The organism is Flavobacterium sp. YO12, from assembly GCF_004119495.1.
GTDB lineage: Bacteria > Bacteroidota > Bacteroidia > Flavobacteriales > Flavobacteriaceae > Flavobacterium.
Map to the genome: position 1 here is coordinate 42,832 of NZ_NRQU01000009.1, position 26,492 is coordinate 69,323.

The following is a 26,492-nucleotide window of genomic DNA, read 5'->3' on the forward strand; positions in this document are numbered from 1 at the left end:
ATATGTTGTTTTTGGGTATCCATTCTAAAAATAATCTCCTAAATCTGCCTTTATCTATAAAAATCTGCGTGAAATTTTTTGTACGCAGATTAGGCAGATTTAAGCAGATTTTATTTTGATTTTTTTTGCCATAGATTAAAAAGATTTTCACAAATTAAAAAAAAATCATTTTAATCATTTTATCCCTATAGCTATCGGGAGTGGCTATAATATTAATTTTGAAAAACGCGTTTTAAATAAGCCACATTTGCTCCGTAATTGGCTTTTACATTATGAACTTGTGTCACATCACGAGAACGCTCTACAATAAGCCATCCGCTCCATTTCATTTCGTCCAAAGTTTGTTTGATTTTTGGCATGTCGATCGCTTTGTCGTTTTCTAACCAAAATTGATCGGTATTCGAAGCGTGAATTTGTGCTAAATATTTCTTTCCTAAAATTTTTAATTCCGAAGAAATATCTCTTTTATTATCTAAAGCATTTGCAAAATTGAAAGAGCTTTTAATATATTTTGAGCCAACTTCCTCTAAAAGTTTTTTCTCTTCTGTCGCACTCAAAGAAGTCTCAATTGCGATAACTCCGCCAATTTTCCCAACTTCTTTTCCTGCCCACTGCAATCTCTTGATCACTTCTGGACGTAATTCAGGATTCTTAACCAAATCGGTTTGAGTTCCTAAAGGCAGATACGTTACTTTAACCTTCATATCTTTCATGGCTTTGATGCAATCCGTAATCATTGGTGTAATTTCTCTTGTGGCAAAAGACTGTGCATAAAATCCAGACATGGCAATAGAACTGATTCCAACACCAGTTTCTTTCGATTTATCTAAGAATTTTTGTCTCTCAACTGGGTCGCCCAATTTGCTGTCAAAAGTGGGACGATTTCCTAAACCTCCCATGTCCAATTCGATTCCGTCAGCTTTTATTTCAGCTGCTAAACCAAAAGCACCTAATTTTTGTCTTTTTAAAATCATCCAGTCGCAAACTGCCACTTTATACTTTTGCTTTTTGCTCGAAGACTGAGCTGTTGCAAAGCTGTTGAATATTACTGATAGAACAACAAACAGTACAATAAATAAATTTCTATTAGATTTCATGGTTATATTTTTTTTGCCACGAATTACACCAATTTCACGAATTAATATTAGAGAAAAAATTAGTGGAAATTAGTGGAATTCGTGGCCAACTGTTCTTTACTCTTCTTCAGCTTTTACTGCCGTAACTACTTTTCCTTCGTCGCCTGGCCAAATTCCGTTTTTGATAGGAAGTGCAATCAGTTTACTTGGATCAACTTTTACATATTTAAGTTTTTCTCTTCTCCAAGTGTAAACGATATGCACCATTCCGTCTGAACTTTGAATCATGGAAGGATAAGAATATTGACTGATTTTTGAATCTTCTAAAACCAAAGCAGCGTTCCAGTGGATTCCGTCTTTAGAAACCGAAACATTCAATGGCGTTCTTGGTCCTTTTGCTTCTTTTCCTGGAGGAAGAACATGATTGTAAACTAACAAATGTCTGCCGTCTTTAAGTGTAACAGCATCTGTTCCTGAGTTGTTATTTGGAAGCCCGATTAACTTAACATCCGACCACGTTTTTCCGTTGTCTTTTGAGAATGTGCTGAAAATAGCTCTGTTTCTAGTTCTTCCGATAGCCTGAATACTTCCGTCTTTATGGAATAAAATACTTGGCTGAATCGCATTGATTTTTTGTTTTCCTCTTGGAAGCGTATCGCCCATTACCCAAGTTTTTCCGAAATCTGGAGTAGATTCCATACGAAGTCTCCAGCCATCGCCTTCAATACTTGACGGACATAACAATGTTCCGTTGCTTAATAAAACAGGTTTGTTTTTGATTGGACCTAAGAAACCATCAGGCATTTTTTTAGCCTCAGACCAAGTTTTTCCGCCATCAGATGAAGTTCTGATTACGCCCCACCATTCTGATGGTTTTGGTCCTATTTTGTAGAAAAGCATTAAATCGCCACCTGGAATTTGATATAACACTGGATTCCAAGTAGGTAATCTTGGTCCTTCTTTCATAACACCATCGGCAACTTTAACTCCCTCACCCCATTTATCACTTCCTTTAGGTTTGATGCTTACATAAATACAAACATCAGGATTTCTTTCGTGAGTTCCTCCAAACCAAGATGAAACTAAATCACCATTTGTCGCTTCGACAATTGTAACAGCGTGACAAGATGGATAAGGTGCTTTATCATAAATAAATTCATCTACTAAAATTCCTTCTTTCCAAGTTTTTTTTTCTAAAGCTGATTTACAACTTCCTAAAAGGAAAAGTCCAAACAAGACAAATGCTAATTTTGTTATTTTCATTCTCAATTTTATTATGAATTAAAATTTTCGATTATAAATACATACCTACTATTTTTTTAGGCAAAAATATTTATTAAGTGTAAAAATAACACTAAAAAATTAACAATGTATCCTGTACTGTCCCGAATTACTAAAAATGTAAATTATTTAACGTTTATAGCAAAATTTCCTGACGAAAGTGTAACAATTATTTGATTTTTTTCTGCAGAATGCACGTAAGAACTCTTATCTAACTTTTGTTTATTGATCGAAATAGCAGCCACGTCGTCTGTTGGAAGATATACAACCGCAGAAGTATTCGCAGGAATGGTAATATTCCAAACTAAAGATTTTTTGTCTTTTTTCCAATTACTTTTTATTGTTCCGTAAATTGATTCGTAAGAAGCATTTACATAAGTCAATCCTGCATTGAAGTCAGGTTTCATGATAATTTGTTTGAAACCTGGAGTTTCAGGATTGCTTTTGATTCCAGCCATATTTTCGTAATACCAAATCAATAAATCACCTAAAAGCATGACATGGTTTTGCGAATTCATTGCAGGATCGGCAGTATTTCCATTCCAAAGTTCCCAAATGGTTGTTGCACCATTTTCGACCATATAACCCCAGCTTGGATAGGTTTTGTTTGAAGCTAACTTGAAAGCCAAATCGCCACGCCCAAAATTGGTTAATGTTCGCATTAAAAACTGAGTTCCGATAACGCCTGTACTTACATGACCGTTTTTAGTCACTTCTACTTCATTAACCAGATTTTCGAAAACTTTTTGCTGTAATTCTTCTGGAACCATTCCGAAAGTCAAAGGCAGTAAATTGGCTGTTACCGTATTATTGGCGTAATTATTTTTTGATGCATTGAAATATTTCGAATTAAATGCTTTTTTGATTCTTGACGCTAATTCGTCATAATGTTTGATGTCATTTTGAGCATTGGCAATTACAGCAAACTTTTTCATGATGTTTAAAAGCTGATAATAAAACGCACTCGAAATCAATTCGCCATCTGTTAAACGAGAAGGATCTTTCGAACGAATTAATTCCAACGATTCTGGCGGCACACACCAGTCGCCGTATTTATCTTTGGTCATGATATTATCAACCAGATAATTTTCTTCCATATAATCCATCCATTTTTTCATAGACGGATATTGTTTTTCCACTACTTTTTTATCTCCAAACTGCTGATACAGCATATCTGCAACTGTAATATAAGTTCCCGGCCAGGTTACATTATCGCCATAGTAACGCCAGAAAGCCGGTGCTACATCTGGAATTCCGCCATCGATAGTTTGGGCATTTTTAATATCGTCTAACCATTTTGCATATAACGTCTGATTATCAAATAAAAAACTTTCGCCGTAAGCGCCTGTTGTTCTATCGCCCAGCCAAGGCTGACGCTCGTTTCTCTGAGGACAATCAATTGGCATTCCTTTATAATTTCCGCTGATTCCCCACCATGCATTCTTAAAAATTTGGTTCATTATCGGGTTCGAAGAATCGAAAGTTCCCGTGGTCTGAATATCATCATAAACTACTTTCCCAACAAAATTTTCTAAAGTAGGTTTTGTTTTGAAGCCGGAAATTTCAACAAATCGAAATCCGTGATAAACAAAACGAGGTTCCCACACTTCTTCGCCTTCGCCTTTTAACGTGTAAATATCAGTCGTTTTGGCATCACGAAGATTGGCAATATATAATGAACCATCTGGCTGTAAAGACTCTGCAAATTTCATCGTGATTTTTTCGCCTGCATGTCCTTTTACTTTCAATTGTAACCAGCCAACCATATTTTGCCCCATATCTAAGATATAAGTTCCTTTTGAAGTCTCTTTGATCGAAATCGGTTTTACTTCACGTTTCACCTTCATATTCGCTGACATCTGTCCTTCATAGAATCCGCCTGGTTCCTGAACATATTCTGCCAAAAGCCATTTTTTATCATTAAAATTAATGGTATTCCAGCCTTTCATTTCTTTACGAGCATCATATTCTTCCCCATCGTATTCGTTGTTGGATAAAATTGGTCCGTCAGTTGTGATTTTCCAAGTATCATCGGTTCTAATCACATCTCTGCTTCCATCTGTATATTCTACAAACAACTGCAAAGCCATTTTCGGATAACCAAAAGTTTTGATTTTATAAGGTTTATAATCCTGACGCATGGTAAAAAAACGTCCATTTCCTAAAATCGTTCCCAACGCATTTTTCCCCTCTTGCAATTGCGAAGTCACATCAAAAACATTGTATTTTACATTTTTGGTGTAATCCGTAGGAACGGGCGCCAGAACTTGATCTCCAATTTTATTTCCGTTAATGAATAATTCATACAAGCCCATTCCTATAATATAAACTTTGGCACTTTTGACTTTCTTTTTTAAGTCAATTTCTTTTCTCAGATAACGAGCTGACAATCTAGAATACTGCGAAATACTATCTCCTAGAGAAGTTTTTTCATACCCAATCCAGCGTGTCGATTTCCAATCTGCATAAGTCAAAATTCCTATGCTGAAATGCGCCGTTTCTGCCGATTTTACTTCTCCTTTATTGGTAAAAACAATTACTTTCCAGTAAACGTCTTGTCGGTCTTTTAGCTTTTTTCCGTTATAAATTACACTTACTGAAGCATCACTTTGTACTTTTCCGCTATCCCATAAATCGGTATTCCCTGCATTTAGTTTTTCTAAAGACGAAGAGGCTAAAATTTGATAAGCAGTTTGTTTTACATCGTTTACATCTGCTTTTATTTTCCAGCTCAATCTTGGCTGTAAAACATCAATTCCTTCCGGATTGGTCAGCATTTCGCACTTTAAATCACTTATAATGACTTTGTTTTGGGCTTTCGCCGAAATGGTGAAAAGTGAAATGATTAAGGTAAGATGTAAAAAAAACTTTTTCATAATGTTATTGTAACCAATGTAAAGTCCCAGAGGGACGATATATTTATAGATTTATAATAGTTAGTTCAATAAGCCCCAACGGGGCGATATAATTTTTCTATAGGTATCGCTCCGCTGGAGCTTTTTATCATTTGGGTTTGTATTTTCTATAAATATTATGCTTCTCCGAAGCTTAATACCTAATTAATTCTAAAAAAATTAAGCTTTTATAAATCGTCTTAATTTATCCAATGTGCTTAAACTTTCAAACGCAATTTTATTTTGTTCTAATATTTTACTTGATTCCCAACGCATCTTCCACTCAGGATCTTTCAGCTTTTGTCTCAGCTTTGATACTACAGCTGGATTACTCTTCAAAACCTGTTCATCAATCCAATCAGGAAGAAATTCTAGAGCATTTAAACGAGTTTCCAAATCCATATGATCCAAACCCTTTAATAATGTTTCCCTAACTCTGTCTGCATTATATGAACTTATATCTTCAACTAAAATCTCAATTAAAACAGACGAAAGTTCTTTAATTTTATTTTGGTTCAGTGCTATTTGATACACTCTGCTAAATTCATCGCATAGAAAATCTGCCCATTTATCAATATCTTCATCTTCGCTTAGCGAATAATAAACAAAGCTAACTTTATCAGACTGTGCAAAAAGTTGACTTTCACAGAAACGTTTTACTCCATCGAGATCTTTTACAGCTAATTTCTGAATATCTTTAATCGCTTTTTCTGATTCTTTATGTTCAAGTTCATAATACTCATCGAGAGTAATGATTTGATCAAAATCATGTATAGGTTTGTAAATTATTTTTTTTTCAATCATAAGTCTTAGAATAAATTTTCTATTCTGAAATTACTCTCTCCAATTTATCAGAAGCTGCAATTTCTCTTCCGTTTTTAAAGATTCTAAAACCTTTACCTTTTTTATATTTTTCTCCTGTCTTATCCCAAATAATTGTAATAATATTACCGTGATACAAAACATTATCCAGACAAAACCAATCCCATTTTTCTTGAGGAATTAACGGATTTACTTCAATTTTTTCATCTGCTCTCGGGCGCAACCCAACCAAACCTGTAATCACTAAATCGTTGAATGTTGAATGATTATAATAACGACTTCTTTCTCTGTCACCCATTAACCAATATCCTGTTGTTTCGTCTAAATACTCGCCAAGATAAGGTTTTCCTCTGTAATACTGCGACTGAACGTACAATTCCATCTGTTTGAAATAATCAGGTTTTGCTACATAATTCTGATTGTAATTATTCAAAACATTCGCCAAAGCCGTTAACGTCTGCGAACTTGCAAATGGCCAGATCGCTCCGTCCCATTCGCAGGTTCCCGTTCCGTGCGTTCTAAATCTTGGGCTTCTTCTCTCAGCCGTAGTCAAACCAAATGGCGCAGAAAATCCTTTTTCATCTTTAATCTGCTCCCAGGCTTTTTCAAAACCTTTACCTTTTTCAGGAAGGTTAAAATACCACGGAATAAATCCGATGGCTTCTCGAACTTGTGCTAATGTATCTTTTTCTGTAAAAGTTTCAAAAAACTCGCTTTTCTTATTCCACAATTTCGTTTCTACTAATTGTTGCAAAACATCAGCTTTTGCCTTAAATTTTGCTTCAACTTCCTTATCGCCTTTCATTTCAGCCATTTTAGAAATTGCTACAGCATTTCCATACATATAACTGTTTATCGTTGGTCTAGCATTTTGCACCTTACGCCCGCCACTTAAAGATTCTTCCATTCCGTCTTTTACATCGTGCTGCCAAAACAAACCGTCCTTACGCTGACGCTCTTTTTCCCAAACGGCATAATCCCTAACCATATCCGGGTATAAATCCAATAAGAATTTCTCATCCTTATTTACCAAATAACGATTGTATAAAGCATCAGCCGTCCAACTGCTGAATTTATACAATTTGTTCATTGGTTTCCCATCATTTCCTCGGTACCAAAGTTTCACATCCTGCTCAATGTATTTCGGATCATGAACCCATCTGAATTCGTTAATATGATGTCCCAAAGCACAACTAATCATATTGTATTTATCGGCATAAGAACGATCTACTAAAAACTCTGTAATCGCAAATCCTTGTGGTGTATTTTTGATATGTTTACGAACGCTCCACCAACGGAAATAATAAATCTCCTCAAAATTCTGCTGCGGACATTCAAACAACGGAATATTCTTTTCCATCCAAGTCCACGCACTATCATTCGGAATCGCAAATTTTAAATTTTCGTCCTCCATCGTATTGAAATAATCAACATAATGTTTGAAGTTTTTTTCTTTTAAAATAACCGATTTTGCTTTTTGAGAATGTTCCGCAGTCGATTTGCAACCACTGTTTATACAAGCGACTACAATTGAAAGTGTTATTATTTTATGTTTGAAATATTGCAACATATTCTGTTTTTTATTTTGTTCTTTTCATACTGTTTTGTCATTTCGACCGAAGGGAGAAATCACACGCGGGATTCGACAAAGATTGGCGACATTCTGTGCGGAGTTTCTAGTGTGATTTCTCGTTCCTCGAAATTACAAACTAGACTTATAATATATTAATTCCCAGTAAAAATATACGTCTGTCCCGCTTTCATATTCACATCGTAAATATTGTACGTTGGCAATTGAACTTTAGGCAATTTTGCTTCATTAGAAATAATCGGTTTCTTCACTTCCACATCATAAAACAACGGATTTGAATTTTTCCCTTTTGCTTTTTTGATTGAAGAACCGCTTAATGTATTCTCTACTTTCAATCTACAGTTTCCTCCAATTTTAGAATAAATTTTTAAAGTCGAAACTTTGTTATTTTTCCAAGTCATATCGATTACGAAACCGCCTCTTGCTACTAAGCCTTTTATGCTTCCGTCTTTCCAAACCGTTGGTAAAGCAGGCAGTAACTGAATTGCATCTTCCTGACTCTGCATCAGCATTTCGGCAAAACCGGCAGTACATCCAAAATTTCCATCAATTTGAAATGGCTGATGTGCATCTAACATATTCGGATACGTTCCTCCTCCTTTTCTTTGATCTGCTGTTACCAAATGCAATTGATCCTGAATCAATTTATAAGCGTGATTTCCATCTAATAATCTTGCCCACAAATTCACTTTCCATCCCATTGACCAGCCTGTAGATTCGTCTGTTCTGTAAATCAATGATTGTTTTGCTGCTTCAAATAATTCTGGTGTTTTGATTGGCGAAATCTGATTGCTCGGATACAATCCGTACAAATGCGAAACGTGTCTGTGATTGTCTTTTGGATTGTCCCAATCGTCCTGCCATTCCTGTAATTGATTGTATTTTCCCACTTTCATTGGAGGCATTTTTGCCAAAGCATCGCTTACTTTTTTCACATAAACTGCATCTGGTGAAACTAAAGCTGAAGCTTCGATAACATGGGTAAACAAATCGAAAACTAGCTGATTATCCATTGTGGTTCCTGATGCAATAGTCGATTTTCCAGTTCCGCCTGCGTGTGTATTTTCAGGTGAACTTGACGGAACGACCACTAAATATTTTGTGTTTGGATCTATCACCATAAAATCCAAAAAGAAATCAGCTGCGCCTTTCATGATCGGATAAATTTCTGCTAAATATTTTTTGTCGCCTGTATATAAATATCTTTCCCATAAATCCTGACAAACCCAGGCGCCTCCTGTCGGCCACATTCCCGAAGCAGCTGAATCTACCGGAGCAGTAACACGCCAAATATCGGTGTTGTGGTGTAAAACCCAACCGCTGGCATTGTACATCATTCTTGCTGTTTCTGCACCAGTTACACTTAATTCTTTTGCCATTTGCACAAACGGTTCATGCATTTCTTGAAGATTCGTTACTTGTGCTGGCCAGTAATTCATTTCGGCATTGATGTTTGTGGTGTATTTACTGTCCCAAGGCGGAGTCACCATATCGTTCCATATTCCTTGTAAATTTGCTGGCTGACCGCCTGGCTGTGAACTTGAAATTAAAAGATAACGCCCGAATTGGAAATACAAACTCGCTAATTGTGGGTCAAATTGTTTCGAGAAATCTCGGATTCTTTCGTTTGTTGGTTTCTTAATCAAATCATTAGAACCTAAATTTAAAGATACTCTGTTGAAGAATTTTTGATAATAATCGACATGAGCTTTCTTTATCGTCTCAAAATCTTTTGTTTCCGCTTTAGCTAAATAATCTTTGCTTTTTGCAATTTCATCTCCTGAAATATCCTGATAGTTTTTGAAGTTCGTTGCAATCGAAATGTACAAAGTCACTTCATCGGCTTTGTTGATACTTAAAACGCCGTTACTTGCATCGATTTGGCCGCCTTTGTTTTTAGCGGTTAATCGGCCTTGGAATTTTACTTTTCCTTTTACATTTTCAAAATTTGTTCCAGTTCCCGAAAGTATAATCTGGTTTCTTTCTGTCGAAGCAACCGTTTTATCAATCGGACTGTTCATGAAAACATTACAAGTAATCTGTCCTGGCTGACTCGCAGTAAGTTTCACCACAATGACCTGATCTGAAAATGCGGTTAGAATTTCCCTTGTAAATTCAACACCGTTTACTTTGTATTTTACTTTCGCTGTAGCGTTACTGATATCTAAATCACGATAATAGTCAGTATATTTTTGATGTTCGTTGAACGAAATATAAACGCTTCCAAAAGTCTGATACGGCATTCCGTCATTCGTCTGCGACATAATATCCTGTGTTGCTAAATCCTGCGCTTCATCAAATTTTCCATCAAAAATTAACTGTCGAACAATTGGAAGTGCTTTTATTGATTTGGAATGTGCATTACTGTTTGGAGAACCTGCCCAGATTGTTTCTTCGTTCAATTGTAAACGTTCTACTGCTGGATCGCCAAAAACCATTGCTCCCAAACGTCCATTACCCAAAGGCAAGGCTTCGTTCCAGATGGATGCAGGTTTATCATACCATAATTTTAGGTCGCTTTGAGCTGTTGCTGTTAAGGAAAAAATCCCAAGACAAATCGCCTTTATTTTAATTTTCAATCTCATACTTATATTTTTTTTTCGCCACGAATTACACGAATTGCACTAATTTCTTTTTTAATTTTTATTTCAATTTCTCTAATTTGTTTTGCCACAGATTAAATGGATTATTTGGATTTTTTTATCTCCATAATCTGTTAAATCTGCGAGAGTAATTTTTCCCGCAGATTTAGCAGATTTAGCGGATTTTCTAATCAGTGGAAATCCTTTAATCTGTGGCAAAAAAAAAATAATTCGTGTAAATTCGTGAAATTCGTGGCTATAAATCTATTTTTTAACCTCGTAAACTTTCAGATTTTTTTCTCCGAACATTTCATATAATTTGTTGATGTCTTTCAATGCGTTTTTTGGTAGTTTTTCTCCTTTATCTCCAAAAACCAGCAGTTTTTCTTTTGACTCAATTACGCAAGTCGATTCGTCAATTTCGCCTTTATCGTTCTTCACTTTATTCAAATCTAAGTTTAAATATTTGGCCATAAACGGATACAAAGCCATACGTTTTGAAATTCCGAAATCGTGGCCTTCTTTTGCAAAATGAGCATTTTCGACTAAATCTTTCTTTCCGTACAATTCATACGTTCTTTGGATAAAAGGGAATTCCATTTCGGGAACTGCAAGCGTCCAGTCTTTTCCGTCAGAAACAATCAATTGTGGTTTTGGAGCCATCATAGCTGAGATTTCCGCATTATTGGTTCCATTTCCGCATAAGTGAATTCCACGTCCGCTTTCGCATGGACAACCGCCTGAAAAGTGAGAGGAAACCATTACAACCGGAGCCGAAACTTTTACACGATCATCAATTGCAGCTAAAAACATCGTGTGTGATCCCCCACCAGAACCTCCCGTTACACCAACTCTTGATATATCAGCATTTTTTACGGTTGCTAAATAATCCAATAAACGGATTCCTGTCAACAACTGGACTGTCGATGCGATGCTGTTTCTGTGTGTTTCTTCTGGAAATTGTAGTAACGATTCTCCCCAGGCAAATAAATCGTAACCGACTACAATGGCGCCCATTTTTGCCATCATAGCACAACGGTACTGTTCGTCTTTTCTGTATCTACCGTCTCCAAAATGCCCATCTGGTGTGATAATTACAGCTGACTTCTTATTCAACGGATACGGTTTGTAAATCGATCCTGTGGCATAAACGCCTGGCAAAACTTCTAAAGCAATATTTTCGACGCTATAATCTTTATAAATTCTTTTTGGAGTTAAAATAGGTTTTGATTTTGGCATTGGCGGCGCTTTGTCCAGACCAAACGAAGTGATCATACAAGCTTTTAACTCTGCTTTGCGTTTTTCCCATTGTTCTTTGGTCGAATAAAGGCTTTCTAAATAAAACAAACGCTCTTTTCCTTTATCTACCGAAACTTTATGGTTTTCATACTTGCGTATGATGTAGGTTCCATCGGGTTGTTTAAAATACATTAATTCAAACGGCGCTAAAATATTGGTCAGCGAAAGCGGCAGATTTCCTGATTCAATTCTCCAATCGGCATAATCCAGTTCTTTTCCTTTCAGTAATCCTCTGTCGTCGTTGATGGTTACGTTAAAAGTAGTTTCTATTTTCTTTAAAGTTTCTGAAACCGGTTTTCTAAAATTAGTATCAGAAGTACTTTGCGCATTGACAAATGTCAAAGCAAAAATAGAAACTAGGAAGATGTATTTTAAATTTTTCATTTTAATATTGTTGTGTGTTGGTGCGCTGATGAAACAGATTTACTTCGTAAAGACGCGGATAAAAACGGATTTTCTTTTCCTAAAACAAATAAAAAAATCCGTGTCAATCAGCGTTTTCGCGATAGCGAATCCGTCTCATCCGCGTTCCATTATATTGTGCATTCTATTATATAAATTCCAGATCCTAATTCTAAAAATGGCTTTTTATCTTTTTCATTATAACCTGCTCTAACCTTTTTATTATCAATTTTTATTTCTGAATTTTTAGCAACTGGTAATTTTACTGTCGCTGTTGTATTCACAGGAATCTGAACTGTCAGAATAAATTTGCCGCCTTTCTTTTCCCAAGAAGAAGCAATTTTTCCGTAAACCGATTGATAGTCCGCTTTTGCGAAAGTCATGTCGCCCACCACTTCCGGCTGAATAAAGAAATGTTTGAAACCCGGTTTATCAGGATCGGACATAATTCCGGCTAAACTTTGGTAAAACCATTCTTCGATTTGCCCTAACATAAAGTGATTCCACGAATTTCCTTTTCTCGGATCCCATTGTTCCGTTAAAGTGGTCAAGCCAAATTTAATCTGAAAACCGTAACCCGGCGCATCGTAATGATTGTGCATTCTGTACATAGTTTCGTTTTCGCCATTTCTTGCCAAAGCCTGAAATAAGTAACGATTTCCAACATCTCCCGTTGTCAAACGATCTCCTTTTTCTTTGATATCAGCTAGTAAATTCTGCATTACATCTTCTTTATACTGAGGCTCCACAATATCCATAAATATCGGAACGGCATTGCTAAACTGACTACTTGTTCCGTATTGTTTGGTTTCTTCATTGAAAAACTCCTTATTGAAAGCTGTTTTAATTTCTGAAGCCAACGTATTGTATTTCTCAAAATCTTCGGTTTTTCCTAGCAATTTTGATGCTTTCGCCGTTAAATATGCTCCATAATAATAATGAGAAGTGGCAGAAAGCGCAATCGGACTATTTTTAGAATATCCCGCAGGATGTGTTCCGTAATCGTACCAATCGCCTAATCCGTGCGAAACGATGTTGTTTGTCGCTTTCGTTCCTAAATAATCGACGTACTTTTTCATTATCGGATAATATTTTTCTAATAATGAAGCATCACCGTAATATTCATAATACATCCAAGGCAGAATTACGCCTGTAACTCCCCATTCTGGAGAATCGGTAAAATCGCCTCCAAAGATTACATATTCTGGAACAATTGTCGGAATTAAACCATTCTCTCTTTGTGAATCAGAAATATTCTGCATCGTTGCAGGAAGGAAAGTCTGAAGATTATAATTGAACATCAAACCTGGACCATTCAATTGAATTTCTTCGAGCCAGCCTAACTTTTCACGTTGCGGACAATCCGTAAAAACACTTTGAAAATTACTTTTGATTGAATTGTTTATCAATTCGTGTGTTTTGTTGAAAATGTCGTTCGAACATGAAAAACTTCCTGCTTCTCCAGCCGAATTGTAAATGAAATTCGATTTTAAATCAACCAAAGTTGGAAGATCTTTATTTTTATCTTCTTTGTAATTAATGTTTTCAATTTGAACATATTGATAACCGTAGAAACTAAATTTTGGCGTCCATTCTTCAAATCCATCGCCTTTTAAAGTGTAATCGTAGTAATACGGTTTTCCAGATCTTCCTTGCGCAATTGTTCCTTCTTCATTTAAGCCTTCAGCAACCCAAACACGAATCGACTGTCCTCTTTTTCCTTTTACTTTGATAGTCGGAAATCCTGAAAGATTCTGTCCCATATCAAAAACATAGAAATTTGGTTTCAGTTCTTTTACGGTTTTAACTTCGTATTGTTTCTGAATCGTAATCGGTGGCGCTGTCTGAGGTCTTAAAACTCCTTTTGGTACTTCCTGAATGACTACTTTTTTCCAATCTCTATCTTTGAAACCTTTACGATTCCAATCTTTCTGCTCTAAATTGGCATTGTAATCTTCTCCTCCAAAAATACTGTTATACGTAATCGGACTTTTGCTGTATTTCCAGCTTCCATCAGATTTTATAATTTCTTCTGAACCGTCATTATACTTGATTTTCATTTTAAAGAATAAAGTCGGCGGGCCAAAACTCACAAAAAATTTCGTATATCTTTCTGCCAATGTGTTGTACATTCCGTTTCCTAACAAAACACCAATTACGTTATCGCCTTTTTGAAATTCTTTTGTGCTTAATTCGTAAACATTGTAATTAACGGTTTTATCATAATCTGTCCACAAAGGCGCAAATTGGCTGTTACCCACTTTTTTTCCGTTGATGGTTAATTCGTAATGTCCCAAACCTGAAATATAAATAACGGCTTCTTTGATTTCTTTTTTTATTTCGAAAGGTTTACGAAGCATGATACTTCTGCGTGCCAAAGAATCAGAAGCATTGATAAACGAGTTCTTTTTTTCTCTGTTGAAAGTGGCGGTATGGTAGTTTCTGCCTTCCGGCAAATGACTATCGGCTTTGGTAATCGCACCAATCCAAGTCGGATTTAAATCTGATTCCAGCGGCGCCGTTCTGAACGAAGCGGTTCTACTCCATTTTGAAATTTTTCCTGATTGGTTCCAAACTTTAACCTTCCAGAAATATTTGGTTTCATTTTTTAATGGTTTTCCGTTATAAACGATATGCAGGTTTTTATCGGTATTTACTCTTCCCGAATTCCAAATATCTCCATCATCATTGTCTAGTTTTTCTGCAGAAGAAGCCACTAAAATAAGATAAGCTATTTGTGATGCATCAGATTCTTTTGAAACCAACTGCCAGCTCAATCTCGGCTGATTCTGAACCACTGCTAATGGATTTTCAGCCATTTCTGTTGTTAAACGTACAGGCAGAATTTGTCCATTTGAAATGAAAGTAATTAAAAAGCTAAATCCTAATAATATGTTTTTGAAATTCTTCATTCTAACTTTTAAAATTGAACACTGATGAAACTGATTTACTTCGTAAAGACGCAGATAAAACGGATTTTTTCTCTTTAAAAATATAAAATTCGTGCCAATCTGCGTTTTCGCGATAGCGAATCAGTTTCATCCGCGTTCCATAATTTTATAACTTTTTAGTAATCAACGATTCGATATTGAATACTGCTTCTGGTATTAATTTTCCGGTTTGAGGCAGGTCGTCGTAATCGTCTATGTCTGGCGCTGTATCCGGATCTGGTGAATGTCTCTGCTCTCCTGTTCGGAACATGATTCGCTCAAAACCATCTGTTGGCGCATAAAATATCTTTGTTGATTCTTTTCCATCGTTTACTTTTATAGTGTACTGACGGTTTTTAGCATCTAATTTAACTGTGATTGTATACGATTTGTTTGCTTCGTATTTTGTAACCGAACTCAAACGCGCACCATTTTTGACCTTTAATTCTCCATCCGAATCAAAAATCAATCTTACCGATGGCAAACCTTGTTTGTTTTGGAATTCAATCTGTAATAAACCGTGATTGTTTTGCTCTGGTTTTACTGTGAAAACGGCTTCCATTTTTGACGCAAAAGGAATTACTCTTTCAGCACGAGAGTAATCAAAATAATCCTGATCTCTTAACGTTAACCATTTTTTACCATCGGCTTTCTTTTCTATTTTGGTTGACGCCCAAGAAAGATCATAGGTATTCCATAATTTTAGTTCTTGCCCGTCTGGAAGATTATTGAAAACGTCATTCACATTTTCTGTTACTATCGAAGTAACGGGAACTGGAATCGATGCCACCCAAATATCTTCTTTGTTCATACTGTAACCCACCCAGATTTTTCCGTCTGGCGGAGTTCCGTTTTTCTCTGTGATTCCACGAACGTATTGCGGGCCAGCCGATTTGTAGTTTCCACCATAACGCATCGGACTTACTTCTCCGTGAACTAATAATAAATCTTTATAATTCAATCCATCATCACTTGTAGAAATCGCCAAAGGCCAACGATATTCTGACGGGTTATAAAGTGTCGCATAACGATTGTCTGACGTTTTTTGTCCCCAGATTTTAGCATTACTGTTTACAAATCCCGGCGCTCTTAACGGCATATAATCCCAAGATTTTCCTCCGTCTCTACTGATAGATGTTAAAGCATGTTTCCATAAACCCACTACATTTCCGTTTGGTAAATGGTAATAACTAAACGCTTTGTATGGTTTCTGTAACGGAATCAATTCGTCGTCACGATCGGCTTCTTCAACCCATTGCTGTAAAACTAAAGGTTCTGATAAAATTTCTTCACAGGCTTTTTTCAAACCTTTGTCTTTTGATGCGGTATAAAATGGGAATTTTGATTTCGATTTATCCCAAGTTTTATTGTATCTGATGAAATAGATTTCGCCAAAACTTCCGTCTTTCTTGATTTCACGGATGACACGTCCAATTCCTTTTCCGTCGTTTGGATCGTCTTTTTCATCCATCGCAATTCCGTAATACGCTAACGCAAAAAGTCGGTTGTCTTTAGACGTATAAAAACCCATTCTCTGGTGCATAATCGCATCCAGATTTTTGGCAACGCCTTCAACTCCTTCTTTCTTCCATCCGTCTGGAATTCTATAAATAGGGAAAATCACTTCAGGTTTTGTCCACGTTACGCCGTCTTTAGAAGTCATTAATAAAGTCTGGCTTGGCGGAATATGTTCGCCCGAAGGATCGCTTAAATAATGCAGATAAAAGGTATTGTTCCAATACGCCATCATCGGCTGGTGATTGTATGTCCATCCAAAACCATCTGCTTTTTCGGGATGTTCACGGCTTGCACGCATGATTTGTGTAGCGTGAACTCCAACTGCTGGACTCAACTGTCCGTGATGGTAATCGATGTTCGAAAGTGTTTTTCCAACATAACGAACAGTATCGTTTTGTGCATTTACAGCGGTACAAGCCAAAATAATTGTGGCTGTGATGATGTTGGTTTTTATGTTTTGGAAAGCAATCATTTTATTTATTTTTTAACTCCTAATTAAACCCGACAGGTTTTAAAAACCTGTCGGGTTTACGTTGAGAATAAACTCTTTATTTTCTATCAATTAATCCTTTTAAAACATCATCAGAGATTGTTGTAATCGTTCCGTGTTTGTGTCCTTCGGGAAGGCTTATTTTGGAGGATACATCTTCAAAATGAACAAAATCTGTTGTGCTTAACGCTTTATAATTTTTTGAACCGTAATTGTCATAATACAACAGCCAGTTTTTATCGACTTTCACTACTGTTGGACCTTCTGATAAATACTCGGTTAAAGGCTCTGAACTTTTTTGAAACGGACCTAAAGGCGATTTCCCGAAAGCTACTTTTATATTTCGCATGGGTCTTGTATTGTCTTTCAAAACCAAAACATAATCTTTCTTTCCTTTTTTGACGATTACGCAATCGATTACGCTGAAACCTGGATCGTAATATAATTTTGTATCTGAAAACGTTTTGAAATCCTTAGTCGTTACATAATACATTCTGTGGTTGTTTTTCTCTTCTTCCACTCCTTTTTCAAATCGGAACGGAATTGTAGATGCCCAGATAATGATGTATTCTTTTTTTACATCATCATAAAAAATTTCCGGAGCCCAAACATTTACCACTTCTGGCTCATTTTTCATGACAGGAATATATTGCTGTTCTGACCAATGAATCAGGTCTTTTGAACTGGCGTAACCAAAACCGTTTCCGCCTTTCCAATCGGTTGTCCAAACCATGTGATACGTTCCATCTGCTCCTTTTGTGATTGACGGGTCGCGCATGATTTTACTGGCTCCAATTTCGGGTTTTAAAAATGAGCCTTCTAATCCTTTCCAATTGTATCCGTCTTCGCTATACGCCAAATACAAACCTTCTGTTGCCGGTTCCCTAAACGACGTAAAAAGATATAGATCTTTCTTTTTCTGCGAATAACTAATCGCAAAAAGGGAAAGGGTTACTAAAATGAATATTTTTTTCATGATATAAAATTGAACACTAATTTCACGAATTATCACAAATTAAATTGGTGTAAATTCGTGAAATCTGTGTTATTATAATCTATTCTGTAATTGCTTTTTTATTTAAATCTTTTCCTTTTTTTATCGCTGTTGTTACATTGTTAAACACATTGTTTTTCAGGAAAACATTTTTAGTGTCTTTCCCATCAGCTTCGATAAAAATATCGGTTGGATTGAATGGAAAATTATTGTTGATCAAAGCATTCGAAACATTATCTAATTTAATAACCGGAACTCCTTTTATGGCTGTTGAAGATCCAACGTTGTCTAAAATCACATTTTTTGAATCTGATATTTTGAACGACGAACCTACAGTTGCGTTTACTTTTACATCATGAAATTCAACATCTGATGCTGTACTTACCGTAAAACCTTCTTTTCCGTCCATATTGATGTTGGAGAAAGTGATGTTTTGAATCGGCATTTCGGTAATTCCCAGAATTTGTCCGGCTTTGTTTACGTTTGAAGCCGTAATATTGCTCATGTGAATGTTTCTGAAAATTGGCGTTTTTTCGGTTACAGGTTCAACTTGTGTTCCTTTATCATAAAAAAGGCTCAACACGATGGCTTCTTCTTTGATGTTTTTCATGACAATATTATCGACACGAATATCTTCTACCACTCCCCCTCTTCCGCGAGCCGATTTGATACGGATTCCGCGATCTGTTCCATCGAAAACACAGTTGGATATCGTGATCTTTTTGATTCCGCCAGACATTTCGCTTCCGATAACCACTCCGCCGTGACCGCTTAACATGGTGCAGTTTGTGATGGTTACATTTTCTGTAGCTTTTCCGTATTTACGTCCGTCGCCGTCTCTTCCTGATTTAATCGTGATACAATCGTCTCCAACGCTGATATGGCAGTTTGAAATGTGAACATTGGTACAAGAAGAAGGATTGATTCCATCTGTATTTGGCGAATGCGGATTGAAAATCGAGATTCCGGTAACGTTTACATTATCACAGAATTCCGGGTTGATTGTCCAGAAAGGCGAGTTTTTAAAAGTTACGCCTTCAATTAAAATATTTTTGCAATTGTAAGCTTGGAAAAAAGATGGTCTGAAAAACTTTTTATCAACTGTTCTTTTATAATACGGTTCTGTGTAAAGTCCTTTATTTTGCTCTTCCCACATCGTTTGGTATTTTGTTGGAGGCAATGGTTCTTTGGCAGTTTCGATTCTGTAAACTTCATTCCACCATGCTTTTCCTTGTCCGTCGATTATTCCTCTTCCTGTTATGGTGATATTTTCAACATCTTTGGCGTAAAATAAAGGTTGGAAACTTTTCATTACAATTCCTTCGTAACGCATTTCTACGTAAGGCAGAAAATCATCGAAGTTCTCTGAAAACTTTAAAAGTGCTCCAGAATCTAAGTGAATCGTGATGTTGCTTTTTAGTGTTAAAGCTCCTGTTAAGTATTCTCCAGCAGGAAAAAAGATGGTTCCTCCGCCATTTTTAGATGCTTTTTCGATAGCATTCTGAATGGCTTGTGTACATTTTATTCCTTTGTTGTTTCCGCCTTCTTTTAGGATGTTAAGCCAGCCGTCTTGTGCGAAAGTGGTGTTTAATCCGGTTATGAAGCAGAGTATTATCAGTATGTTTTTCATAGTTGTATTTTTTGGATAATCGTACCTTTTGTCATTCCGAGGAACGAGGAATCTCACTAGAATTCCGTAAAGTAATTCGTCAATCTTTGTCGAGTTTCTTATGTGATTTCTCCTTTCAGTCGAAATGACAAGATTGTGGCTATTTTGATTAAACCTGACAGGTTTTAAAAACCTGTCAGGTTTCTAAACTCTTATCTTACTTTGACTTCAAAATCAAAACCCAGTCATTACCATCTTCTTTTTTACCAGCTGGTTGAAAATTCTGAGTTCCTTTGTTATCAAATGTTCCGATTTTTGTTTTCTTGCCATTTCTTGGATTGTACCAAGTCGCTTCGAATTTATCGCCAGCAATTTTTCCTAGTTTTACTTCTATTATTCTTCCATTATATGTGTAAAGTAAAGCGTATTTTTCTCCTCTTATAGCTGGAATATAATCGTACTTTTCTCCTTGATTGGCCACTAAAGAAACATCTGGAACTCCTTCTAAAAATGGCACTTCTTCCATTAATTTCTTAATAAAAACCATTTGTTTTGCTCCAGGAGCATTGATGGCTGATGTCCATAATTCTTTGTTTCCGTACGCTTGGTTATCGCCTTTTCTGAACATTTGCATTACAGCGTTGTGTCCGTATGTGTAACCTGCTGCACCTGATAAAACCGACCAATATCCGTAACGGCGTACGTCGCTGTCTTTCCATTTTGGTTGCAAAGTATCATGTAAACCATGTGGAATTCCTTCATAAGAAGGTTCTCCGTCAAGCGTTGGCTTGGTTGGTTTTAATTCGAAATCTCTTAAAACAAATTTGTAATTGTCTTCTTTGAAATTTGTTTTTACTGAATCTTGATCATATCTTCTGTGTCCCGATTGGAACATATTAAAATCTAACCATTTTTCGTTATGATAATTCTCTGAAGAATCAGTTCTTCCGAAAGGGTGAAAAGTCACTAATTGGTTTGGATTATTCGTTTTTAAAGTATTTCCGATGGCATTCCAAATATCCATAAACTCATTTCCATGAGTATCACCTCCGTTTAACCAAATTATGTTGGTTCTATTTTTGTACCTATCAGCTAAGAATTTAGCATAAACAATTGCTTGTTCTTTGCTTACTTTATTTCCTTTCGAAACGTTTGTTCCCCATACTGGAACCATTGCCAAGTAAATTCCGTTTTTCTGAGCTACGTCTAAAGTGTAATCTACGTGATCCCAATAATCGTATTCTTGCTTATTATTAAAGTTGTTTCCAGCTGTTGTTAAAGGTTTTGAAACATCCTCATTAATTAAAGCGGCATCGCCATAAACGTTAACGGCATTTATATTATGCAAAACCATCACCTGAACAACGTTGAATCCTTTTGCTTTTCTGTCTTTAAAATATTGATCAATTCCAGCTCTATCCAATTTACCGAATGCCAGCCAGCCTGTGTCGCCCAACCAGAAAAATGGTTTTTCGTTTTCGGTAACAAAATAATGCTGATTTTTAGATACTTTGATTTCAGGTAGAGATGCTTTTGTTTTGGCAGATTGCGAAAATCCGCTTTGTGCTGTTAACAGAAAGCCTATACTAAGAGCGTATAAAGATTTAATTTTCAGATTCATTTTGGTTTGTTTTTGAATTTATGTTTTTTAAGTTTGTTTGCCACGAATTGCGCTAATTTTCACTAATTTCTATTCTGCTTGTGTTTATTGTTTCACGCAGATCTTGGCAGATTTTCGCAGATCAAAATTTAAAAAATCTGTTGAATCTGCTTTTATCTTTTTAAAATCTGCGTGAAAAATTTACTCTCGCAGATCTTTCAGATTGAGCAGATTTAATTCAAAATTAAATTCTTGCTAATTCGTGCAATTCGTGGCTAACCCTTCTTTTACTTTTTCACTACAAAAAGCACTTTTTCTTTTATTTCAGCTTGTGGGATTACCATTTGTTTTCCTCCGCTGATGTTTGTTTTTTTGTTGTATTTCCTGTCGTTGCATTGATTGCAAATACTTCAAATGTTCCTTTTTCGTTTGATAAATCGATTGTGATATCCTGATCGTTTTTCAAGTAAAAAAGATAACTTTTTCCTTTGTTTTCTAACTTCCAAAGATTGTCTGAAAACGTATTTCCGTCAACTAATTTCATTTCGCTTAAAGCGGCATAAAACTGAGGCAGTTCGATTTTCGGAATATTTGGCAATGAAGCTCCAGCCATTAATGCTGGCCATCCGAATCTTGACGAACCGTCTGTTGAATATAAAATTACTTTTTCAGGATATTTTTCTCGGTATTCACGAACGGCGCGATATACCTGATTGTCGGTTTCTTTTCCGGTTTTTAGTTTTCTGGCGTGTTGTCTTGGTGCTAAATTTACGCCTCCCTGCGGTGCATAAGCTGAACCGTCTTCTTTGTAATACCAATAACGAATATCGATTACATCAACGGTTTTTACTCTTTTGGCGTCATTTAAAATAGCATCCTGAACATCTTTTGTGGCACTTAAACCAATTAAGCCTTTTTTACCTGTTTGGTCTTTCCATTTTTGGGCTTGGTCTAACCAGAATTCCATAAAATGTAACGGACCTGTATATTCGGCACTTGTTAACTGAATTACATTGCTGTTTTCCTGAAAGTTTTCAAATGATTTTCTAATAAACCCTTCGTGTAATTTTCTTCTTTGAGCATTCGTAATATCGTAAAACTGCTCCGCCATGAAAATGCGTTTGTCTCCTGCATAAGGCGGTGGTTCCGGAAAACCTGTGCTGTTTATGTTGTTTGCAGAACGCCAAGGTGAACTTGCCCAGTGTGCTCCCGCTTCTAAAATATTGTGCTGAAAATATTGCTGATTGATCAACATTTGTCCCTTTGGTTCTGCTAATGTTGCAAACTGCGCTAAACGGTTCCAATACCAATCGTTGAATTTTGTTAAATCATATTTACTCAAGTGATCCCAAGCAAAATCTTTTCCGCTTCTGGCAAAAGGTTGTTCGTAAAACGGAGGCCAAACATCATCATCAATTCTGCGTACGCGTTCGTGATCATCCATTCTTCTATCATACCATAATCCGTAATTGTGTTCTAAGGCAACAATATTGTTTTTAGTTAAATAATCAACTGTTTCCTGCACTTTATCAGTCAATCCGTTTCCTGTTCTTCCTGGAACAAAACGTGTTAAATGTGGTGTCGATTTATTTACGAAATCATCGGTTAAATCGCCTCTCCACCATGCTACATTGGTTTGTTTTCCAGCAATTACTTTTCCTTCAAAAGTTAACCACCCATTTTCTGTTGTTACTTTTGAAGTAGATTTTTCTGTTTTATTTGAAGCAACTTTTAAATCATTTGCATTTTTTAAACCTTTACTGTCTGTATTTATTGGATTTGCTTTTGAAGCTTCTTCAATCCATTCCTGCAAACTTTTTGCTGTTGTTGCCGAGTTTTTAGTCAGTTCTTCTGCCACTTCAATTGTTGGGCTTGAAGAAGGTTCTGAACCTAAATCGTAGATAAATGGCTGCACTGGAAGTTTTCCTAATCTAGCTTCTAATTGCGTATAAAATAAACTTCTTGGATTAATGTGGCCGTTTACGTCTTTCCAGTGTCCGTTGCCTCCAAATTGTCCCCAAACTCCAAAAGCCCAGTTTTGTGCTGTTGGCGGACTATAACATTCTACTTTTGATGCCGACGATTCCCATATTACAGAATTGGCTGCTGTCCATCCTGCGCCTCTTCCTCCTTGTTCTCGGTTATTATAACTTAACGCTTTTCCGTCGATATTGGCAATATCGAATAAAACTCCTGTTGCCCAGCTTCCGATTGCACCGCTGTTTTCGAATGGTAAATGTGATTCGCATTGAACGAAAGCATTTGGACCTGTTGTCCCGAATCCGCCAACGGCAAAATCATGATATCCAAATTCTGAATAACAACGCTGAAATAAAGTCTGCTGACCTTCGGTATAAAAAGTATGTCTTCTAAATGAAGCGATTTCAGAAATTGGTTCTGTGGCAATACAATCTTCAACCGTAATTTGCTGACTTGTTTTTAAAATCGTAACAGCTCCTCCTGCAAAGTGTTTGAAATTAACTTGTTTTACCCAAGCATTTCTGGTATTTTCAATACTGATTGCCTGCCAACGGTGTTCTTCGTCTTTTAAATTTGAAGGATTAAAAGTTGATTTTATTAAGATATTTTCAATTCCGTTATTTTCAATTCTTCCTTGCCAAGAATATACAGTGACTTTTGAAGTTCCGAAAACATCATCCAAAGACATTGTAATTGGAGCGTTGATGGTTACTTCGTTTCCGTTTATTTTGTTTACAACTCTATTCCATGTTGTAATCCAGTCGCCTTTTTTCCATCCAATCCAGGAAGTTTCTCCACCGAAATCCTGCATGTTTACTTCTTTAATAAAGTTATCCGTTAAAGGTTTGCTGATTTCGATTTCGTCTCCCACTTTTAATTTTGAAGTGTTTTTTAATTGGATTTTCTGAGTTCCAAGTGGTGTATAAGCGTTTGCAAATTCAAATGAATCTTTATACACTTTATCGTTTACACCTAAAATTCTAATTAAAGCTTCTCTTTCTAATCCAGTTCCTAAAAGTATTGTTCCGTTTTCCGAATTGCCACTTCCTCTTAAAACTACTCCAGATTTTCTGATGTATACTGTTCCGCTGATTTTGAAAGTTCCTTTGTCTAACAAAACTGCTCCTCTAAAACCCGATTTGTCTGGCTTTAATGAACTTACATAATCAATCGCATTTTGGATTTTTTGAGTTGCATCTTCTTCTTGGTTGGAAACAAAAATCTTGTTTTCCAGATTTGGAATGGCAACTTCAGCGTTTTTATATCCTGCAAAAGAAAAATCTGGGATTTGATTTCCTTGATTATCTGTTGTGAAAGAAAGTTTTCCTTCTTTGGTTTTAATGATATCCGGGAAAGTGTTTTGGGCTGTGATGTTTATACTAAAAAGCATCGCCAAACCAGATAAAACTATTTTATCTTTTTGAAGAGAGATTGTATTTTTTAACTGGATAAAATTCACCTTATTATTTTTTTAGACTTTAAAATTAAACCATATAAGTAATATAAGCTCATATAATTTTTAGGTTTGTCTTTTTCCACAATCTTGTCATTTCGACGAAGGAGAAATCTCACGCGAGATTTACGCACTCTTGTGGAGTTTCTAGTGTGATTCTTCGTTCCTCGGAATGACAAACTAGATTAATATATTACATTTAAGAGACCTAACAGGTTTTTAAAACCAGTTAGGTCTTCCCAATATTTGCTATTGCAACAATGATTTCAATCTAGCCAAAGTATCAGTATTATTTTCAATTTTCGTCCAATCAATTTTACTGTTTGGATCGATACCGTTAAAATATTTTTCGATGTTTGTATATCCGTCTCCGTTTGCATCTTTATTGGCATCTGAAGCATCATTTGGATTTAAACCAAATTTCTTCTCCCAAGCATCAGGAATTCCGTCATTATCTGAATCTTTATAGGCTTTTCCTTTATATGTTGGATATCCTCCAACTTGATCAGGATGTGTAATAATTCCTTTTTTGTATGAATCAGCAGGTAATCTTCTTTTGATAAACTCTTTTCCTATATTGTTTTCTAAACCATCTTTTACTTCGATTTTTCCTGTTCTAACTTGTTTCAGGATTCTTTCGTCAACAGCATCTCTTTTCGGAATTGTTGCTCCAACATTGGTCAAAACATATTCGTATGCTTCTTCTGCTTTCATAATTTTAAATGCAGGCATTGAAAACGGTTTTGGCTGTTTGATTGCGGCTAAAAACTCTTTAGTTTCAGCTTCAGGAAGACTTTCCAATTGTACTCCGCCATTCCAGTTATCAGCTGTTACTTCTGGAGAACCTACAATAAAGTTTCCTGAAACATAAGCTCTTCCATATTGTTTTGGTTCAATATATCCTGATTCAGGTTTTACTATTCTATACGCAATAGGTTCATTTGCCGGCGTTACTGGGCCTGGTTTAAAATAGTTGTTGATGATGTTCAACATCGAACGATAATCTCCTCCATCAAGAGTACGATTCCACCAATTAAATACTACGTTATTGACAAAATTAAAATCGCCATGCATTCCGATAGAAGCATTTCGAGAAATATTATCTGCCCATAAATTACGCATAAACGTACTATTTAATCCGCCAATTGTACTTCCGAAAGCATGATTATAAGTATCTAAACCTTCTGATGAAATAGTGTTCTGAATCGTGATATTACAAGCAGGCAATTTCTCCAATTTTGACTTTGCGTTAGGTGCAAATTGATGTCTGTATAAAGAAATATTTTCATCTAATCCCCAACTTACAGAACAGTGGTCAATTATGGTGTTTCCAATTACATTTCCGCCCAAGGCATCATCTCTTCTTGTAACTTCTGTTGCACCACGTCTAAAACGCATGTGTCTGATTATAACATCGTGTGTGTCAATTTCTAAAGTTTCTCCTGCAATACAAATTCCATCACCCGGAGCAGTTTGTCCAGCAATTGTAACGTATGGTGCACGCATGCTGATTCTTGATTTCAATTGGATAATTCCCGAAACATTAAAAACGATTGTTCTTGCTCCAACTGCTTCACAAGCTTCACGAAAAGTTCCTTTTCCGCTGTCTTCTAGGCTTGTTACAACAAATATTTTTCCGCCACGACCACCTTGTGTATAAGCTCCGCCGCCTTCAGCTCCCGGGAAAGCAGGAATATCTGCCACTACAAAATCTTTTGGGTATGAAGCCCAAGGTAAATAAGGTTTTCCTTGTTTTGCTTCTTCTTTTATAATGTGGTAATTGGCATTCCAAATTTCGTTCAGTCTTTTTTCTTCATCAGCTAAAAGAGCATCAGCTTTTTCTTGAACAGGTTTTGGAATCACGGGATATTGGGCATATGCCGATGACACTAGAGAACAAAATGACAATGCCATAAATGTTCTTTTTAAATTGTGGTTTGGGAAAAAATTTTGCATTGAATTGTATGTGGT

14 protein-coding genes are annotated in these 26,492 nt (G+C 36.1%); all 14 read right to left on the bottom strand.

Annotation, left to right across the window (positions count from 1 at the left end; all coding sequences use genetic code 11):
- Positions 1 to 212 precede the first annotated feature (212 nt).
- The 14 genes from BOW55_RS04560 to BOW55_RS04625 all read right to left on the bottom strand — a co-directional run bounded on the left by BOW55_RS04560 (position 213) and on the right by BOW55_RS04625 (position 26,477).
- On the bottom strand, positions 213 to 1,097 hold the full coding sequence (locus BOW55_RS04560; RefSeq protein WP_129023161.1) for a sugar phosphate isomerase/epimerase: 885 nt from the start codon (positions 1,095 to 1,097) through the stop codon (positions 213 to 215).
- A gap of 96 nt (positions 1,098 to 1,193) precedes the next feature.
- A complete protein-coding gene (locus BOW55_RS04565) occupies positions 1,194 to 2,339 on the bottom strand; it encodes an exo-alpha-sialidase (protein ID WP_129023162.1) in 1,146 nt (381 codons plus the stop codon).
- A gap of 143 nt (positions 2,340 to 2,482) precedes the next feature.
- Entirely contained in the window at positions 2,483 to 5,233 is a 2,751-nt protein-coding gene (locus BOW55_RS04570) for a glycoside hydrolase family 78 protein (protein ID WP_129023163.1), read from the bottom strand.
- Between the two features lie 198 nt (positions 5,234 to 5,431).
- On the bottom strand, positions 5,432 to 6,055 hold the full coding sequence (locus BOW55_RS04575) for a hypothetical protein (protein WP_129023164.1): 624 nt from the start codon (positions 6,053 to 6,055) through the stop codon (positions 5,432 to 5,434).
- 19 nt (positions 6,056 to 6,074) lie between these two features.
- Positions 6,075 to 7,643: a glycosyl hydrolase family 65 protein gene (locus tag BOW55_RS04580; RefSeq protein ID WP_129023165.1), complete on the bottom strand. Its 1,569-nt coding sequence runs from the start codon at positions 7,641 to 7,643 to the stop codon at positions 6,075 to 6,077.
- A 155-nt stretch (positions 7,644 to 7,798) separates the two neighbouring features.
- The gene (locus BOW55_RS04585) at positions 7,799 to 10,249 is read right to left on the bottom strand and encodes a glycoside hydrolase N-terminal domain-containing protein (protein ID WP_129023166.1); all 2,451 of its coding nucleotides are present in this window, start codon (positions 10,247 to 10,249) and stop codon (positions 7,799 to 7,801) included.
- Positions 10,250 to 10,510: 261 nt separating this feature from the next.
- Positions 10,511 to 11,929, bottom strand: a complete 1,419-nt coding sequence (locus tag BOW55_RS04590; protein ID WP_129023167.1) for an acetylxylan esterase — start codon at positions 11,927 to 11,929, stop codon at positions 10,511 to 10,513.
- 149 nt (positions 11,930 to 12,078) lie between these two features.
- Positions 12,079 to 14,859 (bottom strand): glycoside hydrolase family 78 protein, encoded by a 2,781-nt coding sequence (locus tag BOW55_RS04595; protein WP_129023168.1) that lies wholly within the window; start codon positions 14,857 to 14,859, stop codon positions 12,079 to 12,081.
- A 145-nt stretch (positions 14,860 to 15,004) separates the two neighbouring features.
- On the bottom strand, positions 15,005 to 16,867 hold the full coding sequence (locus BOW55_RS04600) for a six-hairpin glycosidase (RefSeq protein ID WP_129023169.1): 1,863 nt from the start codon (positions 16,865 to 16,867) through the stop codon (positions 15,005 to 15,007).
- A gap of 76 nt (positions 16,868 to 16,943) precedes the next feature.
- Complete coding sequence (locus BOW55_RS04605) at positions 16,944 to 17,861, bottom strand: glycoside hydrolase family 43 protein (RefSeq protein ID WP_129023170.1); 918 nt, start codon at positions 17,859 to 17,861, stop codon at positions 16,944 to 16,946.
- Between the two features lie 79 nt (positions 17,862 to 17,940).
- Positions 17,941 to 19,509, bottom strand: coding sequence for a glycoside hydrolase family 28 protein (locus tag BOW55_RS04610; RefSeq protein ID WP_129023171.1), 1,569 nt, complete (start codon positions 19,507 to 19,509; stop codon positions 17,941 to 17,943).
- A 196-nt stretch (positions 19,510 to 19,705) separates the two neighbouring features.
- Positions 19,706 to 21,109, bottom strand: a complete 1,404-nt coding sequence (locus BOW55_RS04615; protein WP_129023172.1) for a glycoside hydrolase family 140 protein — start codon at positions 21,107 to 21,109, stop codon at positions 19,706 to 19,708.
- 316 nt (positions 21,110 to 21,425) lie between these two features.
- On the bottom strand, positions 21,426 to 24,527 hold the full coding sequence (locus BOW55_RS04620; protein ID WP_241686472.1) for a DUF6298 domain-containing protein: 3,102 nt from the start codon (positions 24,525 to 24,527) through the stop codon (positions 21,426 to 21,428).
- A gap of 243 nt (positions 24,528 to 24,770) precedes the next feature.
- Positions 24,771 to 26,477 (bottom strand): thrombospondin type 3 repeat-containing protein, encoded by a 1,707-nt coding sequence (locus BOW55_RS04625; RefSeq protein ID WP_129023173.1) that lies wholly within the window; start codon positions 26,475 to 26,477, stop codon positions 24,771 to 24,773.
- Positions 26,478 to 26,492 lie beyond the last annotated feature (15 nt).

Excerpts from the sequence above, each read along its gene's own strand:
- BOW55_RS04600 (WP_129023169.1), bottom strand. The coding sequence starts at position 16,867 with ATGATTGCTTTCCAAAACATAAAAACCAACATCATCACAGCCACAATT.
- BOW55_RS04595 (WP_129023168.1), bottom strand. The coding sequence starts at position 14,859 with ATGAAGAATTTCAAAAACATATTATTAGGATTTAGCTTTTTAATTACT.
- BOW55_RS04585 (WP_129023166.1), bottom strand. The coding sequence starts at position 10,249 with ATGAGATTGAAAATTAAAATAAAGGCGATTTGTCTTGGGATTTTTTCC.
- BOW55_RS04570 (WP_129023163.1), bottom strand. The coding sequence starts at position 5,233 with ATGAAAAAGTTTTTTTTACATCTTACCTTAATCATTTCACTTTTCACC.
- BOW55_RS04605 (WP_129023170.1), bottom strand. The coding sequence starts at position 17,861 with ATGAAAAAAATATTCATTTTAGTAACCCTTTCCCTTTTTGCGATTAGT.
- BOW55_RS04560 (WP_129023161.1), bottom strand. The coding sequence starts at position 1,097 with ATGAAATCTAATAGAAATTTATTTATTGTACTGTTTGTTGTTCTATCA.
- BOW55_RS04610 (WP_129023171.1), bottom strand. The coding sequence starts at position 19,509 with ATGAAAAACATACTGATAATACTCTGCTTCATAACCGGATTAAACACC.
- BOW55_RS04625 (WP_129023173.1), bottom strand. The coding sequence starts at position 26,477 with ATGCAAAATTTTTTCCCAAACCACAATTTAAAAAGAACATTTATGGCA.
- BOW55_RS04615 (WP_129023172.1), bottom strand. The coding sequence starts at position 21,109 with ATGAATCTGAAAATTAAATCTTTATACGCTCTTAGTATAGGCTTTCTG.
- BOW55_RS04580 (WP_129023165.1), bottom strand. The coding sequence starts at position 7,643 with ATGTTGCAATATTTCAAACATAAAATAATAACACTTTCAATTGTAGTC.
- BOW55_RS04575 (WP_129023164.1), bottom strand. The coding sequence starts at position 6,055 with ATGATTGAAAAAAAAATAATTTACAAACCTATACATGATTTTGATCAA.
- BOW55_RS04590 (WP_129023167.1), bottom strand. The coding sequence starts at position 11,929 with ATGAAAAATTTAAAATACATCTTCCTAGTTTCTATTTTTGCTTTGACA.
- BOW55_RS04565 (WP_129023162.1), bottom strand. The coding sequence starts at position 2,339 with ATGAAAATAACAAAATTAGCATTTGTCTTGTTTGGACTTTTCCTTTTA.